The sequence below is a fragment of the Acidovorax sp. GW821-FHT09A11 genome (assembly GCF_059418365.1).
The window spans coordinates 12,092-29,487 of record NZ_JBWKPS010000008.1 but is presented as its reverse complement, the minus strand read 5'-3'; the positions used below and the strand labels follow the sequence as shown (position 1 = coordinate 29,487).

Genomic DNA, 17,396 nt, shown 5'->3' with positions numbered 1-17,396 from the left:
GCTCAGTCCCCCATCACCACGCCCTCGCGCCGCGGGTCGGCGCCGCCCATCCAGAGCTTCTTGCCGTGGGCGTTGCCCAGGGTGATGGCCTGCAGGCCGCTGGTCATGTTCATCTCGCGCACCTCGGCGCCGCGTGCGCGCAGGGCCTCCACCGTGGCGGGCGGGAAGCGCTTTTCCTCCAGCAGCGTGGGCCCGTTCATGGAGCCGAAGTTGGGCAGGTTGATGGCCTGCTGGGGCATCAGGCCCCAGTGGAAGACGCCGTAGAGCGTCTTGGCCGTGTAGTGGATGATGGCCGCGCCGCCGGGGCTGCCGCCGCTCATCAGCAACTCGCCGGTGGCCTTGTCGAACACCAGCGTGGGCGCCATGGACGAGCGCGGGCGCTTGCCGGGCTGCACGCGGTTGGCGATGGGCTGGCCCTGGGCATCGGCGGGCGCGAAGCTGAAGTCGGTGAGCTCGTTGTTGAGCAAAAAGCCCTTGACCATTTGCCGCGCGCCGAACTGGTCTTCGATGGTCGTCGTCATGGCCACCGCGTTGCCGAACGCGTCGACGATGCTGATGTGGCTGGTGCCGTACTCGGGCTGGTCGGGCATGGGCGCGTAGCTGGCCTTCACCGCGCCGGGGTTGCCGGGCTGCGCGACCTTCATGCTCTGTGCGCCGATGAGCTTGGCGCGTTCGGCCAGGTAGGCGGGGGCGAGCAGGCTGCTCCAGCTGCCGGCGGGAGGCTGCACGAAGTCCGGGTCGGCCACGTACTGCGCGCGGTCGGCAAAGGCCAGGCGCGCGGCCTCGGTGTACAGGTGCAGCCAGTCGGCCGAGGGGATACCGTCCTGCAGCGGCTTGGCGGCCGCGTCGGTGTTCTTGAGGATGCCCAGGATCTGCCCGATGGCGATGGCGCCCGAGCTCGGCGGCGGAAAGCCGCAGACGCGGAAGTCCTTGCTGGCGACCTGGTAGTCGTGGCACAGCGCCTCGCGCTTTTTGGGCTGGTAGCCGGCCAGGTCGGCCAGGCTGAGCTTGCCGGGGTTGGTGGGGTGCTTTTGCACCTTGTCGACGATGGCCTGGGCGATCTCGCCCTCGTGCAGGGCCTTGCTGCCTTCGGCGGCGATGCGGCGCAGCACCGCGGCCAGTTCGGGGTTGCGCAGGTTCACGCCCACATCGCGGGCATCGCCATCGGCGTTGTAGAAGTAGGCGGCGGCCACCGGGTCCTTTTTGAGGTGCGGGTCCGCCGCCACCAGGGTGTTAAGCCGTGCGCTGATCTTGAAGCCGCCCTCGGCCAGGGTGATGGCGGGCTGGAACAGTGTGGCCCAGGGCAGTTTGCCGTGCTGCTTGTGTGCCAGCTCCAGCATGCGCACGGTGCCGGGCACGCCGACCGAGCGGCCGCCCACCACGCCGTCGTAAAACGGCACGGGTTTGTCGTCGGCGCCGAGGAAGAGTTTTTCGTCGGCGGCGGCGGGCGCAGTCTCGCGCCCGTCATAGGCCTCCACCACCTTGCCGCTGCTGTGCAGCAGGAAGGCGCCGCCGCCGATGCCGCTGGACTGCGGCTCGACCAGGGTCAGCACCATCTGCACGGCAATGGCCGCGTCCACGGCCGAGCCCCCGGCCTTGAGGATCTGGTAGCCCGCGTCGGTGGCCAGCGGGTTGGCGGCGGCTACGGCGAATTTCTCGGTGGCCCAGCCGGGTTTTTCGGTGTAGCCCGAGGAGCCTTCGGGCTGGGCCGGCACGGTGTAGGCGAACTGCGAGGGGGCGCTGGCGCAGCCGGCCAGCAGTGCGGCGAGCGCGGCGCAGGTGATCAGGCCAGGGCGCAAGCTGCGGGGGGATGCCGGGGCCGGCGAGACGATGGGGGACATGGGCTTCTCCTTCGTGGCAAGCAAGAAGCGGCCATCGTACGGTGCCCAGCCTGCGCGGGGGCTCGGCGTTACATTGCGCTACAGGCGCACGGTTTGAGGTCTTTTGCGGCCCTGTCGCTTTCTGGATAAGCGCTGACAGCTATCAAAAAATGAGCGTTCACGCCGGCACGGGCCCCGCGCGGCCGTCCTGAACCACGAACCGGGCCAGGGTGCTGGCGCCGCTGTCCGCGCGCATCGGGTCGTCCACCGCGCGCAGGGTGGTGGTCCAGCGCTCGGGCGTGATGTCCGCCAGGCCGTAGCCGCGCAGGTCGCAGCGGGCCAGCAGCACGTGGGGGTTGTGCCGCGCCACGGCGTCCACCTTGTCCTGCGTGGTGCCCGAGCGCGAGCTGATGGAGGTGCCGCAGAACTCGCTGGCGATGACGGGCGAGCCGGGGCGGTCCGCGTCGGCGTGCACGCGGCACACGTAGTTCTGGTGGATGTCGCCGCCCAGCAGCACGGTGTTGCGGGGCGCGTGGCGGGCCACCGATTGCAGCAGGCGTGCGCGGCCTGCGGGGTAGCCGTCCCAGCTGTCGGTGGACACCATGCCCGAGGGGTAGTGGCGCGGCGAGAACAGCGTCTGCTGCGCGACCACGCTCCAGTGTGTGGTGTCGCGGGTGGCCGCGTCGCTGGCCAGGCCGGCGTCGAGCCACTGCTCCTGCGCCGCGCCCAGAAAGCTGCGGGCGGGGTCGCCCAGGTCGGCGCACTGGCCGCCGCGCACTGCGCCTGCGCTGGCGGATTCCGGTGTGCGGCAGGCCTGCCAGGTGCGGTACTGGCGGCCGTCCAGCAGGTGGATGTGGGCCAGCCGGCCCCAGCGCAGGCGGCGATAGACCTGCAGCGCGTCCCACCGGGTGTCGGGGAAGGGCCGGTTCAGGCTGGCCGCGCGCAGCGGCATGTTCTCGTAGAAGGCCTGCCATGCGGCGCCACGCATCGCCGCAAAGCCGGTGGCGTCGCCCCGGCCTGCGCCGGCGGCGTAGTCGTTCTGCACCTCGTGGTCGTCCCAGGTCACGGCCCAGGGGCAGGCGGCGTGGGCGGCCTGCAGGGCCGGGTCGCTCTTGTGCAGCGCGTACCGGTCTCGGTAGTCGGCCAGCGTGGTGGCCAGCTGGAGGCTGTGGGTGCGCGCCAGGTCGGCCGTGTTCCTGGGCGTGGCGTATTCGTAGATGTAGTCGCCCAGGAACAGCACCAGGTCGGGCTGGTCGGCCGCCAGGTGGCGCCATGCGGCGTAGTGGCCGTGCTCCCAGCGCTGGCAGGAGGCAAATCCCACGCGCAACGCGCCAGGCAGGTCGCCCGGTGCGGGGGCCGTGCGCGTGCGGCCCACCGTGCTCACCGCATCGCCCAGCAGGAAGCGGTAGTGGTACCAGCGGTCCGGGGCCAGGCCGCGCAGCTCCACATGCACGCTGTGGCCGAGCTGCGGCAGGGCAGGCGCCTCGCCCTTTTGCACGATCTTCGCGAAGCGCGCATCGTGCGCCACCTCCCACCGCACGGTGTGGGCGGCCTGCACCTGCGCCGCATCGGCCAGCACCAGCCGCGTCCACAGCACCACGCCGTCGGGCGCCGGGTCTCCACTGGCCACGCCCAGCGCGAACGGATTGGCGTGCAGCGACGGCGGGTTGCTCCAAGCCCAATGGGGCAGGCTGGTGGCAGCGGCAGCCATGGCTGCGCGCCGCAGAAAGGACCGTCTTTGCTCTGGGGGCACTGCAGGGTGCGCCTTAGTGCGCTGCGCTCAAAACTGGCGCAGCCCAGGCCAGCGGCCACCGCGCAAGGGCCGCCAAGCTGCGGATGCGGCGCTTCGCTTGCGTGCGCTGGCGGCGTCCCCCTCCGGGGGAAGGCGCCGAAGGCGACACAGGGGGGCTTCCTTTCATGCCGCCATCACGCGGTTCTTGCCCGAGCGCTTGGCCAGGTACATGGCCTGGTCGGCGCGGCGGATGGTGTCCGCGCTGTCTTCGCTGTCGTGCAGCTGGGCGACCCCGGCGCTGAAGGTGATGAGCACCTTCTCGGAGCCCTGCAGGAAGAAGCGTGTCGTGAGCTCCCGCTGCAGCCGCGTCATGGCGGCCACGCCGCTTTCCACGGGGGTGTCCGGCAGCACCAGCACGAATTCCTCGCCGCCGTAGCGTGCCAGCAGATCCTGGGGGCGCATGACCTCGCGGGTGACCTGCGCCAGGTGCACCAGCGCCGCATCGCCGCCGGAATGCCCCAGTCGGTCGTTGATGGTCTTGAAGTTGTCCACGTCGAGCAGCGAGAGGCACAGCGGAGACCCCAGGCGGCGCGCACGCGCGATTTCGCGCTCGATGGCCTCGTCCAGGCCCTTGCGGTTGAGCGAGCCGGTGAGCGGGTCGTGCCGGGCCTGCTGGCTGGCGCGGTCGAGCTCTTCCTGCAGCTTGGCCACTTCGGCGCGCTTGGCTTCGGTGCGCTCGCGCAGCTCATGGAGCTCGTCGTGCGTGACGCGGCTGTCCAGCGCCATCGCGCGGGTGGCGGTCATCACCTCGTGCAGCACGGGGGCGATCTCCTCCAGCGTGTTGGCCTTGCCGATCAGGTCGGCGCACCGTGCCATCGTGCCCTGGTAGGTGGTGCTGGACGCCGTGATCCGGGCCAGCCGTTCGATGAACGTGGCCAGCATGTCCTTCATCTGCTCCTGGGCCTCGACCGTGCGGGCCTTGGCCTCGGCCTGCTTGAAGATCACGTCCTTGAGTCGGCGCTGCACGTCGTCCAGCCGGCGCAGCGTGAGCGGCGGCGTGGACGCGGCCATGAGCGCCTCGGCCTGGCCGTGCAGCCAGCGGTCTTCCAGGCTGAGCACGGCGATGTTCTCGAACACCATGTGCAGCAGCTCCAGCAGGCTGGCGCGGATGGAGGCCTGCTCCTCGGTGGCGAACGACAGCCTGTAGGTGAAGTTGCCCAGCATGAGCTGCACCGTGGAGATGGGGGGCGCGGGCTCCTTCAGGAAGGTGATGAGCTGCTGCGCCATGTCGATCACGCGGGCATCGTCTTCACCAAGCGCGGGCAGCGTGTTGTCGATGAGGCGCGCCAGCATCTGCGCAAACTCGTCCGGCAGGATGCCTGGCGAGGCAGTGGCCGCGGCCCCGGGGGCCGGCTCCACCGGCGCCGATGCCGCCGTGGCGGGGTTCAGGCCCAGGTTGGCGTAGCCCACCAGCACACTTTGTAGCGAAGTCCAGTCTTTGTTGTTGACGGCGCGTTCGAATTGGCCCAGCAGGCGCTTCTGTGTGGGCGTCTGCCCCGGCAGCACCCTCAGGATGTGCTGCAGGGGGCCTTCGGGAAATGGCTGCGGGCTGCGGACTCCTGCGATCTCGTCATACAGCGCCAGATAGTTGTCGGGCGTCGGGGGAAGGCGCCGGGTGGCCAGCTGCTTGAGCGTCTCGCGCGCGATTTCGGAAGGTGGTCGGTCGGCCATGTGCGGACACCAGTGTCAGGGAGAAGCAGGATGCGCGAGTGTGACACAGCGGCCGGATTCCCGGGGCCTGGATGAAGCCGGGCGGCGCGCCCGGCGGGCCACAGGCTCAGTTCACCATCACCAGCTTGCCCATCACGCCCCGCGAACCCATGTGCGCATAGGCGGCGGGCAGCTCGGCCATGGGCATGGTGCGGTCGATCACGGGCTTGATCTTGCCCTGGGCATACCACTGCGCCAGCTCGCCCATCATGGCGGCATTGGCCTTGGGTTCGCGCTTGGCGAAGTCGCCCCAGAACACGCCCACGATGGAGGCACCCTTGAGCAGCGCGAGGTTGAAGGGCAGGGCCGGGATGGGGCCGGACGCAAACCCCACCACCAGGTAGCGGCCGCGCCAGGCGATGGAGCGGAACGCGGGCTCGGCGAAATCGCCGCCCACCGGGTCGTAGATCACGTCCGGGCCCTTGCCGTCGGTGAGCGCCTTGATGGATTCGCGCAGGTTGTCCTTGCTGTAGTTGATGGTGGCGTCCGCCCCGATGGAGGTGCACAGCGTGCATTTCTCGTCGGTGGAGGCGGCAGCGATCACGCGTGCGCCCATGGCCTTGGCGATCTGGATGGCCGAGGTGCCCACGCCGCCGGCGGCGCCGAGCACCAGCACCGTTTCGCCGGCCTTGAGCTGGGCGCGGTCCACCAGCGCGTGGTACGACGTGGCGTAGATCATGATGAAGGCTGCAGCATCCACGTGCGAGAAGCCGTCGGGCAGGGGCATGCACAGCGCCGCGGGCGCGATCGTGTGGGTGCCGAAACCGCCCGTGCCCGACAGGCAGGCCACGTTCTGGCCCACTTTCAGATGCGTCACGCCGTCGCCCACGGCGGCCACGACGCCCGCGTATTCAGAGCCGGGCACGAAGGGCAGTGGCGGCTTCATCTGGTATTTGTTCTGCACGATGAGCAGGTCGGGGAAGTTCAGGCTGGCTGCCTTGATCTCGATGAGCACCTCGCCCGCCTTGGGCGTGGGCGTGGGCAGTTCGGTCCAGGCCAGGGCGTCGACGCCGACGGGGTTGGTGCAAAGCCAAGCGTGCATGGGAAAAGTCTCCTGTCAATGTGGGACGCATGATAGGCGGGGCCTGCCGGGGCGCGATGTCCCACGAGCGACGGCCTGCGCCTGCGTTGTGCAAGGCAGGGCCCGGGGCACGCCACCTACAATCCGTTGCAACCCCTTCTGCAACCATGAAAATTCTGATTTCCAACGACGACGGCTACCAGGCTCCCGGCATCGTGGCGCTGCACGATGCGCTCAAGACCCTCGACGGGGTGGAGGTCGAGGTGGTCGCGCCAGAGCACAACAACAGCGCTAAGTCCAATGCGCTCACCCTGCATTCGCCGCTGTACGTGCACCAGGCGCACAACGGCTTCCGCTACGTGAACGGCACGCCCGCCGACTGTGTGCACATCGCCCTCACCGGCCTGCTGGGCTACCGGCCCGACCTGGTGGTGTCGGGCATCAACAACGGCGCCAACATGGGCGATGACACCATCTATTCCGGCACCGTGGGCGCGGCGATGGAGGGGTATCTGTTCGGCATCCCCGCCATTGCCTTCTCGCAGGTGGACAAGGGCTGGGGCGAGATCGAGGCGGCCGCGGCCAAGGCGCGCGAGATCGTCGCGCAGATGCGGGCCCAGCGTCTCGTGACAGAGACCCCATGGCTGCTGAATGTGAACATTCCCAACATGCCGCTGGAGGCGCTGCAGCCCCTCAAGCTGTGCCGGTTGGGGCGCCGCCACGCGGCCGAGCGGGTGATCGTGCAGGAAAGCCCCCGGGGCGAGGCGATGTACTGGATCGGCAGCGCGGGGGCCGCCAAGGACGATGCGGAAGGCACGGATTTTCATGCCACGGCGCAAGGCCACGTGTCGATCACTCCGCTGAAGGTGGACCTGACGGACCACGACAACCTGGGCTACTGGGCACAGACCGCGTCCCGCCTTGTGGCAGGCGTGGCCGGGGCGCCGGGACCGTGATGCAGCGCCGCCCCGGATTCCCTGCCAGGTTGCCAGGATCTGGACCTTCTCCCGCCAGGCCCGCCCCGGTCGCTCCGCCCGCGCGCCAGCCGGCGGCGGCGCCGGTGGGGGTGGGGCTGGATTCGGCGGCGGTGCGCGCGCGCATGGTGCACAAGCTGGCGGCCGGAGGCATCACGTCGCCGGCGGTGCTGCACGCCATGGGCACCGTGCAGCGCCATCGTTTTGTCGACAGCGCGCTGGTCAACCAGGCGTATGAGGACACCAGCCTGCCGATTGGCCTTGGGCAGACCATTTCCAAGCCGAACGTCGTGGCCCGCATGTGCGAGCTGCTGCTGGGCGCCGAAGGCGCGCGCCCGGGCGGATTGGGACGTGTGCTGGAGATCGGCACGGGCTGCGGCTACCAGGCGGCCGTGCTGAGCCACCTGGCGCGCGAGGTCTATACCCTGGAGCGCCTGCGGGGCCTGCACGACAAGGCGCGCCACAACCTGCGCCCGTTTCGCCTGGCCAATGTCCACTTGCTGTTCGGGGACGGCATGCTGGGCTACGCCAAGGGCGCGCCTTACGCGGCCATCATCGCCGCCGCGGGCGGGGATGCCGTGCCGCAGGCGTGGTGCGACCAGCTGGCGGTCGGAGGGCGGCTGGTGGCGCCCATGGCGGTGGCAGGCGGGCAGCAGATGTTGCTGGTGATCGACAAAACCCCGCACGGATTGAAACAAAACGTGCTCGAGCCCGTACATTTTGTCCCCCTAAAATCGGGGATTGCCTGAAGGGAAATGCTTATGTTCGTATCGCGTGGTCTTGTGGTTGGGTTTACCGTGGCGCTGGCGGGGCTTGCGCTCACCGGTTGCGGCACCCGGCTGAACAAGGCTCCTGTGGAAGACCGGGGCACATCCTCCTCGTCCTCCGCGCCTCCGCCAGCGGCCCAGCCCGGCGTGGTGGTGGGGACACCCCTCAAGCCGCTGCCCGGCGCGGAAAATGCCGGAAAACCAGGCTACTACACGGTCAAGCCGGGAGATACCCTCATTCGCATCGGCCTGGAGTCGGGCCAGAGCTGGAAAGACATTGCGCGCTGGAACAACCTCGAGAACGCGAATCTGATCGAAGTGGGCCAGGTGCTGCGCGTGGCGCCGCCCGCGCCCGCCTCGCAGGCCGTGGCCGCCGACAGCGGCGTGGTCACCCGCCCGGTGACCTCCTCGACGGTGACGCCCGCCAACCCCGCCAGTGCGGCCGTGCCCCCGGCCAGCGCGGCCAAGCCCGCCACCTCGGCGGCCTCCGGCCCCGTGGTGGCCGTCGCGCCGGCAACGCCGACACCGTCGTCGGGTGCCGGGGAAGACGACATGGCATTCATCTGGCCCGCTCCGGGCTCGCTGATCGCCGGGTTCGACGAGGCGCGCAACAAGGGATACGACATTGCTGGCAAGGCGGGAGACCCGGTCCTGGCCGCCGCCGACGGCCGCGTGGTGTATGCGGGCGCGGGGCTGCGCGGATACGGCAACCTCGTCATCCTCAAGCACAACAACACCTTTCTGACGGCGTACGCGCACAACCAGACCCTGCTCGTCAAGGAGGACCAGTCCGTGCGCAAGGGGCAGAAAATTGCCGAGATGGGCAGCACCGACGCCGACCGCGTCAAGCTGCACTTTGAAATCCGCCGGCAAGGCAAGCCCGTCGACCCGTCGCGCTACCTGCCTGCACGTTGATTTCCGCCGTGGCTTCGCCGCCAATGGGCGCAACGGGCATGGCGCGCGAACCGGCCGGGGCAGCGGATGAGCTGCTGGCCGACGAGTCGGAAGGGCTGGCGGACGAGTCTGGGGGCGAGCTTCGCTCCATGCACATCGGGGCCGGACAGCATGGCGTGCGGCTGGACCGGGCGCTGGTCGATCTGGTGCCCGAGTTTTCCCGCAGCTACCTGCAGCAACTGCTGGCGCAGGGGCTGGTAAGCCTCAATGGCAAGCCGCTTCCCAAGGCGGCGGCGCGCGTGAAGGCGGGCGATCAGGTGGTGCTGGAAATGCGGCCCACGCTGCAGAGCCAGGCCTTCCGGCCTGAGTCCATGTCCATCGACGTGGTGTTCGAGGATGCACATCTGCTGGTGGTGAACAAGCCCGCCGGCCTGGTGGTGCACCCCGCGCCGGGGAACTGGAGCGGCACCTTGCTCAACGGCCTGCTCGCCCGCGACGAAAAGGCGCTGACCGTGCCGCGCGCGGGCATCGTGCACCGGCTCGACAAGGACACCAGCGGGCTGATGGTCGTTGCCCGCGACCGCGCCACCATGGACGCGCTGGTCGCATTGATTGCCGAGCGCAAGGTGCAGCGGCAGTACGTGGCCATGGCCCACGGCGCATGGTCGGGTCCCAAGATCCGCACGGTGGACGCTCCCATTGGCCGGGATCCGCGCAACCGCCTTCGCATGGCGGTCGTCGACCTGGCGACCCATGCGGGCAAGCTTGCGCGCACCGACATCCGGTGGCTCGCTGGCGCGGACGAGGGCTGCTGGGTGCAATGCACCCTGCATACGGGCCGCACGCACCAGATCCGCGTGCACATGGCGTCCTTGCGGCATCCGTTGGTGGGGGATGGCCTGTATGGCGGCGCGCCGGTCGGCAGCCTGCAGCGGCAGGCGCTGCATGCCTACCGCCTGGCCTTCTCGCACCCTATGACCGGCGAGGCGCTGGAATTCCGGGCGCCGGTGCCGCAGGACATCTGCCAGGCCCTCTCGTCATGGGGGCTGGGCTACAATGCGCCCTGACGGCCAGACTGGCCCCAGCCCGAAGACGGAATCCCGCCGGGCTCTTGCGTCGCGCCAGCACCCTTGCACAGCGCGCCATTGATTGCCCCCTGCTGTTGATGTGACACCCGTTGCAACGCGTGGCACTTTTCCAGGAATCGCTGAACCATGAACACGGTGGATGCCAAAAGGGTCCTCGAAACTGCGTTGATCTGCGCGCAGCAGCCTGTGCCTTTGCGCGAGCTGCGGGTGCTGTTCCATGACGCGCTGGGGTCGGACACGCTCAAGGTATTGCTGCAGGAGCTGCAGCTGGAATGGACGCAGCGTGGCGTGGAGCTGGTTCAGGTGGCCACGGGCTGGCGTTTCCAGAGCCGGCCCGAGATGCGCGAGTACCTCGACCGGCTGCACCCCGAAAAGCCGCCGCGCTATTCGAGGGCCACCATGGAAACCTTGGCGATCATTGCGTATCGCCAGCCTGTGACGCGGGGTGATATCGAGGACATCCGGGGGGTGACGGTCAACAGCCTGATCGTCAAGCAGCTGGAAGACAGGGGCTGGGTCGAGGTCATCGGCCACCGGGAAACGGTGGGGCGTCCGGCGCTGTTTGCGACCACGCGGCAGTTTCTGGATGACATGGGGCTGCAGTCGCTGGACCAGTTGCCGGTGCTGGATGACCCCACCGGCAATGCCAATGTCCTGGAGGCCATGGCCGCTGCCGCCCAAGGGGTGATAGAGCCGGAGCCCGAACCGGCAGCGGAGCTGGTCGCTGCGCCATCGGAGCCCGGCCCGGGCCAACAGCCGCCAGAACCGGGCGCGGCGCCGGATGCGGTGCTGCCCGTGGAAGACTTTTTTCAGAATGCGGAGACGGATCTCCGCGACGACGATGCCGATACCCCGGGTGGTATCCAGGGAAATACTTGATGAACGATTCGACCCCCGAAATGCCGGCTGATCTGCCGGAGGCTGCGCCTGCGCAGGCGGCTGCGGCGCCGAAGAAACCTGCTGCCAAGCGCGCTCCGCGCAAGAAGGCGGTGCCGGTGGCTGTGGTTGCCGAGGAGCAAAGTGCTGCTGGCGACGCCATCGCTTCGGCGGCCCCCGAGGCAGTTTCTGAGGTGGAGCCCGTGACAGCTGCGGAGTTGCCGCCCGAGGCGCCCTCCTCGTCGCAGGTGGTTGCAGGGCCCGAGGCCGAGGCTGCGGCGGCGCATGCGGAAGGCTCTGAGTCCGCGGGCCAGCCAGGGCAGGGCGGCCGCAGGAACCAGGGCCAGCCCGGCGGCAGGCCGCCCCAACGCCCCGAAGGTGCCGGGCGCGACAGGCGCAAGGCGGCGCCGGCGGTGGATGGCTATCAGTTCGAGGATGTGGTGTCGGGCCGCTTCGATGAGGATGATGCGTCGGCCGACGCCGTTCCCGCCAAGCGCGTATTGCTGCCCCAGGTGGAAACGCCCAAGCTTCACAAGGTGCTGGCCCAGGCGGGGCTGGGGTCGCGGCTCGAGATGGAGCAGCTCATCCTGGAAGGGCGCATCTCCGTGAACAACGAGCCTGCCCATATCGGACAGCGCATCCAGTTCGGAGACCAGGTCAAGGTCAACGGCAAGCCCATCCGCTACCGGATCGACCCGCCGCCCGCGCGCGTGATCGCGTACCACAAGCCGGTGGGCGAAGTGGTGACCCATGACGACCCCCAGAACCGGCCCACTGTCTTTCGCAAGCTGCCCCGGCTCATGCAGGGCAAGTGGCAGTCTGTCGGGCGCCTGGATCTGAACACCGAAGGCCTGCTGCTGTTCACCAGTTCCGGCGAACTTGCCAACAAGCTCATGCACCCGCGTTTTGGCTTGGAGCGCGAGTACGCCGTGCGGGTGCTGGGCGCCTTGAGCAACGAAGAAAAGCAGAAGCTGCTGGATGGCGTGCGCCTGGACGATGGCATGGCATCCTTTGGATCGATCGAGGATGGCGGTGGCGAAGGCTCCAACTGCTGGTACCGGGTCACCATTTCCGAAGGGCGCAACCGCGAGGTGCGCCGGATGCTGGAGTCTGTGGGACATGCGGTCAGCCGGCTGATCCGTATCCGGTACGGCGCCATGGTGCTGCCGCGCGGGCTCAAGCGCGGCGCCTGGCTGGAACTCGATGAGAGTGACATCCGCGCCCTGGTCCAGGCCGCCGGTGCCGGACGGCCGGAGGCTCCGGCCGAAGGCCGGTTGGAAGAGGGGCCGGGTGCGGGCGGGCGCGGCGGCAACAAGCGCAACCGGGGGCGCAACGGGCCCCGCGTGGGCGACGGCCCGCGCCGCGACATGTCGCAGGGGGCGCCGGGCGGCCCCCGCGGCCAGAAACCCCGCCGTGACAATGGACAACAAGGTCAGGCCCGCGGCAACAATGCCGGCGGCGGTGATCGCCAGCGCGGGGCGGCACAGCCGGATCCGATGAAGACCTCGGTGGGCTATATCGGCATGGACAGCCTCTCGCGGCACCGCCAGGACAAGCGGCGCCCCGGCGGAGGCGGCCCTCGCCGCGGGGGCGGCGGGCGCTGAGCGCACGCTGCGCCGGTCTGCCCGGTTAGAATCGAGGGCTTTGTCCAGTGGGCAAACGAATTACAGCAACATCATCCATTCAGGAAATCAACATGGCAATCGAACGCACCCTCTCCATCATCAAGCCCGACGCAGTGGCCAAGAATGTCATCGGTCAGATCTATGCACGCTTTGAAGCTGCCGGCCTCAAGGTCGTGGCTGCACGCATGGCCCACCTGTCGCGCCTGGAAGCCGAGCAGTTCTACGCCGTGCACAAGGAGCGTCCTTTCTTCAAGGACCTGGTGGACTTCATGATCTCCGGCCCCGTGATGATCCAGGCCCTGGAAGGTGAAAACGCGATTCTGAAGAACCGCGAACTCATGGGCGCCACGGACCCCAAGAAGGCAGAAGCCGGCACCATCCGCGCCGACTTCGCTGACAGCATCGATGCCAATGCAGTGCATGGTTCCGACGCAGCTGAAACCGCCCAGGCAGAAGTGGCCTTCTTCTTCCCCGGCCTGAACATCTACTCGCGCTGATATGGTGCTCCCCATGCCTGTTCCCGCAATCGTGGGACACCTGCGCCATGGGGACGACCGCGCTCGGCCCGTCACTGGGAGGGCGCGATGACCACCACCAACCTGCTGGAATTTGACCTCGACGGCCTGGCTGCTTTCTGCCAGCAACTGGGTGAAAAGCGGTTTCGCGCCACCCAGCTGTTTCGCTGGATCCACCAGCGCGGCGCCAGTGACTTTGACGCCATGAGCGATCTGGCCAAGGCCCTGCGCGACAAGCTCAGGGGTTGCGCCCGCGTCGAGGCCTTGCCGGTCATCTCAGAGCATGTTTCCTCGGACGGCACGGTGAAGTGGCTGTTCGACGTGGGGGATGGCAATGCGGTGGAAGCCGTCTTCATTCCTGAGGATGACCGCGGAACGCTGTGTATTTCCTCCCAGGCCGGCTGTGCCGTGGGGTGCCGCTTTTGCTCCACGGGGCATCAGGGTTTCAGCAGGAATCTGACCACGGGCGAGATCGTCGCGCAGTTGTGGTTTGCAGAGCATTCCTTGCGCAAACGCCTCAAGTCCGAAGATCGGGTGATCTCGAACGTCGTGATGATGGGGATGGGCGAGCCGCTGCAGAACTACTCGGCGCTCGTGCCCGCCTTGCGTGTCATGCTCGATGACCATGGGTATGGTCTGTCGCGGCGGCGGGTGACGGTATCCACGTCGGGCGTGGTCCCCATGATGGACCGCCTCTCGCAGGATTGCCCGGTGGCCCTGGCCGTGTCTTTGCATGCGCCCAACGATCCGCTGCGGGACAATCTGGTACCGCTCAATCGCAAGTATCCGATCGAAGAGCTGCTGGAGGCCTGCAACCGCTATCTGGCGCACGCACCGCGTGATTTCATCACTTTTGAATACTGCATGCTCGATGGTGTCAATGACCAGCTGGAGCATGCGCAGCAGCTGATCGAACTGGTCAAGCCCGCCCGCGGCGCAGGGGTGCGCTGCAAATTCAATCTCATTCCCTTCAATCCATTTCCCGCATCGGGGCTGTTGCGATCTGCGCAAAATCAGGTGGTTGCATTTGCGAAGGTCCTGAGCGATGCAGGTATTGTCACAACGGTGCGCAAGACCCGGGGAGATGATATCGACGCGGCCTGTGGCCAGCTCGCGGGAGATGTCAAGGATCGCACACGGGCCGCCGAGCGCATGGCAAAGCAGCGGACAATCGTGCTCAAACCGGTGACTTGATCAGCAAGCAATCGGCATACTTCAAGGAGGCTCTACATGGTGGGATTGGTTGGAAGCTGGCAGCAACTTGGCCGCTGGACACTCACGGCATGTGGCGTGCTCGCATGCATGTCCGTACTGCAGGGGTGTGCGACCAACAACAGCATGTCCACCGTGGATACCAATGCGGGATTGGTCACTCCGTCCGATGAGCCTGAAACGCGGCGCCGTGCCCGCATCCGCCTGGAGCTTGCATCCAACTATTTCGAGAACGGCCAGACCGCCGTGGCGCTTGATGAAGTCAAGCAGGCGCTGGCGGCCGATCCCACGTATTCCGACGCCTTCAACCTGCGCGGCCTCATCTACATGCGGCTGAACGATTTTGCGCAGGCGGACGACAGTTTTCGCAGGGCGCTGGCGCTCAGGGGGAACGATCCCAACCTGTTGCACAACTACGGCTGGTTGCTTTGCCAGCAGCAAAAGTACGCAGAAGCCGACCAGCAATTCGGGCGGGCGCTGGCCAATCCTTCCTACACCGCGCGCAGCAAGACACTCATGGCACGCGGGCTTTGCCAGTCGGGGGCCGGTCAGTTCGCCGAAGCCGAGCAGTCACTGCTCAAGGCCTATGAACTGGATGCCGCCAACCCCGTGGTGGGCTACCACCTGGCTGCGCTTTTGTTGCGGCGCAACGAGCTGACCCGCGCCCAGTTCTATATCCGGCGGCTGAACAACAGCCAGTTTGCCAACTCCGAGTCGCTGTGGCTCGGAATCAAGGTGGAGCGTGGCCTGGGTGACTCCGTGGCCATGAAGCAGCTGGCGGAACAGTTGCGCAAGCGTTTCCCGGATTCGCGGGAACTGGGGGCATACGAGCGTGGGGCTTTCAATGAGTGAGGTTCTGGAGAGTGGTGGAATGACGGCGGGTGGATTGCTCAGGGAAGCGCGGCAGGCATCCGGCATGCACATAGCCGCCTTGGCCGTGGCGCTGAAGGTGCCGGTCAGCAAGCTGGAGGCGCTGGAGGCCGACAACTACGAGGCGCTGCCTGATACGGTGTTTGTGCGGGCGCTGGCATCCAGCATCTGCAGGACACTCAAGCTCGATCCTGCGCCCGTCCTGTCGCTGTTGCCGCAAAGCAAGAGTCCGCGTCTGGCCACGGACAGTGCCGGTCTCAATGCACCCGTGAAGGGCGGTTCTGGCAAGTCGTCTTCGTCTTCGGCGTCCTTTTCGGGATCCACTTCGCGGTCCGTCACCTTGGTGGTGCTGGCGCTGCTGGTGGGAGCTCTCGTGCTTGTTTTCTTTCCCCGCCAGCAGGACGGGACGACGAGCACGACAGGCGCAGTGCAGGCACCTGCCCCGGTGACGGCCGCTCCTTCGGTCATCGCGGAACCTCAGGCCAGCCCCGCACCCACAGAAGTATCGAGTGCCGCGACCGGCGTTGCCGAGCGCAAGCCGGAGAGCCCCGCGCCAGTTGCGGCGGGGCGCCCCGATGCAGCCGCGCCCGCGGCTGCCAATGGTGTTGCATCGGCCCCGGTGGCGGCCGCCAGCGCAGCCGCACCCCCCGCAGGTGCGCTGGTGCTGCGCGCGCGCAGTGAATCCTGGGTGCAGGTGCGGGACTCCGCAGGCGCGGTAGTGCTGCAGCGCAATCTGGTCGCGGGCGAGTCGGTGTCGGTCGCCGGGTCGATGCCTTTGGCGGTTGTCATCGGACGCGCGGACGTGACGGAGGTCTTCGTGCGCGGAAAGCCTTTCGACCTGACGACTGTGTCGCGTGAAAACGTTGCTCGCTTCGAGGTGAAATAGTGGAACAGGTATCTGGTGATATGGGGCCCATTGCGATTGCATCCCCTTTGCCTCGGCGCTCACGCCAAGCCAGGATCGTGTGGGGATCCCGTGTCGTGACGGTGGGCGGCGATGCGCCCGTGCGCGTGCAATCCATGACAAATACCGATACGGTGGATGCCATCGGCACGGCCATACAGGTCAAGGAGCTGGCGCAGGCGGGTTCGGAGTTCGTGCGGATTACCGTGAATACCCCCGAGGCCGCGGCGGCGGTGCCCTATATCCGGGAACAACTGGACCGGATGGGAGAAAGTGTGCCGCTCGTGGGGGACTTTCACTACAACGGGCACCGGCTGCTCACGGATTTTCCCGATTGCGCACAGGCGCTGTCCAAGTACCGCATCAATCCGGGCAATGTCGGCAAGGGTGACAAGAGGGACCGGCAGTTTGGCCAGATGATCGATGCCGCCATGCGGTGGAACAAGGCGGTGCGCATCGGGGTGAATTGGGGCAGTCTCGATCAGGATCTGCTGGTGGACCTGATGGACGCCAACAGCCGCCGGGCCTCGCCCTGGGAGGCGCGCCAGGTCATGTATGAGGCGCTCATCACGTCGGCCATCGAGTCCGCTCGCCGGGCCGAGCAGATGGGGCTGGATGGCAATCAGATCATCCTGTCGTGCAAGGTCAGTGGGGTGCAGGATCTGATTTCCGTCTATCGTGAGCTCGCACGCCGCTGCGACTATGCGCTGCATCTGGGGCTGACGGAAGCGGGCATGGGAACCAAGGGCACGGTGGCGTCGGCAGCTGCGCTGTCGGTTCTGCTGCAAGAAGGCATCGGCGATACCATTCGCGTGTCCCTGACGCCCCAGCCCGGGGAGGCGCGCACGCAGGAGGTGGTGGTCGCCTCCGAGATATTGCAGGCGTTGGGTCTGCGTATGTTTGTCCCCAGCGTCACGGCATGCCCGGGCTGTGGCCGCACCACAAGCACGACCTTTCAGGACCTGGCCAAGCAGATCGACGATTTTCTGCGTGCCCAGATGCCCGTATGGCGGGTTCGTTATCCCGGCGTCGAGAATCTGCGCGTCGCCGTGATGGGGTGCATCGTCAACGGTCCTGGCGAAAGCAAGCACGCAGACATCGGCATCAGCCTGCCCGGTACGGGTGAGGCGCCTGCGGCCCCTGTGTTCATTGATGGCGAAAAGGCCCTGACTCTGCGCGGCGAGAACATTGCCAATGAGTTCCATCAGATCGTCGAGCAGTACATTGAAAAGCGTTTCGGTGCCGCGGTTCCCGCCGCCTGACCCGCTGCATCCGCGCCGACAGCCCTTGCTCGGCCCCCGCAGTGGGGCCGCAAGGAAGCTCTCTCA

15 protein-coding genes are annotated in these 17,396 nt (G+C 67.5%); 11 read left to right on the top strand and 4 right to left on the bottom strand.

The features are described 5' to 3' along the window. Nucleotides 1–2 precede the first annotated feature (2 nt). The 4 genes from AC07PV_RS19245 to AC07PV_RS19230 all read right to left on the bottom strand — a co-directional run bounded on the left by AC07PV_RS19245 (nucleotide 3) and on the right by AC07PV_RS19230 (nucleotide 6,364). Entirely contained in the window at nucleotides 3–1,841 is a 1,839-nt protein-coding gene (locus tag AC07PV_RS19245) for a gamma-glutamyltransferase family protein (protein WP_494631068.1), read from the bottom strand. A gap of 157 nt (nucleotides 1,842–1,998) precedes the next feature. After that, entirely contained in the window at nucleotides 1,999–3,531 is a 1,533-nt protein-coding gene (locus AC07PV_RS19240; protein WP_494631066.1) for an alkaline phosphatase D family protein, read from the bottom strand. A 204-nt stretch (nucleotides 3,532–3,735) separates the two neighbouring features. After that, nucleotides 3,736–5,283 carry a GGDEF domain-containing protein gene (locus AC07PV_RS19235; RefSeq protein WP_494631065.1) on the bottom strand — a complete coding sequence of 516 codons (1,548 nt, stop codon included), beginning with the start codon at nucleotides 5,281–5,283 and terminating at the stop codon, nucleotides 3,736–3,738. Nucleotides 5,284–5,389: 106 nt separating this feature from the next. Next, entirely contained in the window at nucleotides 5,390–6,364 is a 975-nt protein-coding gene (locus tag AC07PV_RS19230) for an NADPH:quinone oxidoreductase family protein (protein ID WP_218295364.1), read from the bottom strand. A gap of 146 nt (nucleotides 6,365–6,510) precedes the next feature. On the opposite strand from AC07PV_RS19230, the gene surE reads away from it, so the two are divergent. The 11 genes from surE to ispG all read left to right on the top strand — a co-directional run bounded on the left by surE (nucleotide 6,511) and on the right by ispG (nucleotide 17,330). Beyond that, complete coding sequence (surE, locus tag AC07PV_RS19225; protein ID WP_218295363.1) at nucleotides 6,511–7,299, top strand: 5'/3'-nucleotidase SurE; 789 nt, start codon at nucleotides 6,511–6,513, stop codon at nucleotides 7,297–7,299. Then, complete coding sequence (locus AC07PV_RS19220; protein WP_494631064.1) at nucleotides 7,299–8,066, top strand: protein-L-isoaspartate(D-aspartate) O-methyltransferase; 768 nt, start codon at nucleotides 7,299–7,301, stop codon at nucleotides 8,064–8,066. Before surE ends, AC07PV_RS19220 begins: the two co-directional genes overlap by 1 nt. Nucleotides 8,067–8,078: 12 nt before the next feature. Next, nucleotides 8,079–8,999 carry a peptidoglycan DD-metalloendopeptidase family protein gene (locus AC07PV_RS19215; protein WP_494631063.1) on the top strand — a complete coding sequence of 307 codons (921 nt, stop codon included), beginning with the start codon at nucleotides 8,079–8,081 and terminating at the stop codon, nucleotides 8,997–8,999. A gap of 23 nt (nucleotides 9,000–9,022) precedes the next feature. After that, complete coding sequence (locus AC07PV_RS19210; protein WP_494631128.1) at nucleotides 9,023–10,045, top strand: RluA family pseudouridine synthase; 1,023 nt, start codon at nucleotides 9,023–9,025, stop codon at nucleotides 10,043–10,045. 147 nt (nucleotides 10,046–10,192) lie between these two features. Further along, complete coding sequence (gene scpB / locus AC07PV_RS19205; protein WP_218295360.1) at nucleotides 10,193–10,945, top strand: SMC-Scp complex subunit ScpB; 753 nt, start codon at nucleotides 10,193–10,195, stop codon at nucleotides 10,943–10,945. Continuing rightward, nucleotides 10,945–12,546: a pseudouridine synthase gene (locus AC07PV_RS19200; protein ID WP_494631062.1), complete on the top strand. Its 1,602-nt coding sequence runs from the start codon at nucleotides 10,945–10,947 to the stop codon at nucleotides 12,544–12,546. The genes scpB and AC07PV_RS19200 overlap by 1 nt, the downstream gene beginning before the upstream one ends. Before the next feature lie 92 nt (nucleotides 12,547–12,638). Continuing rightward, a complete protein-coding gene (gene ndk / locus AC07PV_RS19195) occupies nucleotides 12,639–13,064 on the top strand; it encodes a nucleoside-diphosphate kinase (protein ID WP_008905954.1) in 426 nt (141 codons plus the stop codon). An 87-nt stretch (nucleotides 13,065–13,151) separates the two neighbouring features. Further along, on the top strand, nucleotides 13,152–14,276 hold the full coding sequence (gene rlmN, locus AC07PV_RS19190) for a dual-specificity RNA methyltransferase RlmN (protein ID WP_218340260.1): 1,125 nt from the start codon (nucleotides 13,152–13,154) through the stop codon (nucleotides 14,274–14,276). Between the two features lie 36 nt (nucleotides 14,277–14,312). Continuing rightward, the gene (pilW, locus tag AC07PV_RS19185; RefSeq protein ID WP_218295357.1) at nucleotides 14,313–15,146 is read left to right on the top strand and encodes a type IV pilus biogenesis/stability protein PilW; all 834 of its coding nucleotides are present in this window, start codon (nucleotides 14,313–14,315) and stop codon (nucleotides 15,144–15,146) included. Between the two features lie 19 nt (nucleotides 15,147–15,165). Continuing rightward, a complete protein-coding gene (locus AC07PV_RS19180; protein WP_494631061.1) occupies nucleotides 15,166–16,050 on the top strand; it encodes a helix-turn-helix domain-containing protein in 885 nt (294 codons plus the stop codon). A gap of 20 nt (nucleotides 16,051–16,070) precedes the next feature. Beyond that, nucleotides 16,071–17,330 carry a flavodoxin-dependent (E)-4-hydroxy-3-methylbut-2-enyl-diphosphate synthase gene (gene ispG / locus AC07PV_RS19175; RefSeq protein ID WP_218340302.1) on the top strand — a complete coding sequence of 420 codons (1,260 nt, stop codon included), beginning with the start codon at nucleotides 16,071–16,073 and terminating at the stop codon, nucleotides 17,328–17,330. Nucleotides 17,331–17,396: the final 66 nt, after the last annotated feature.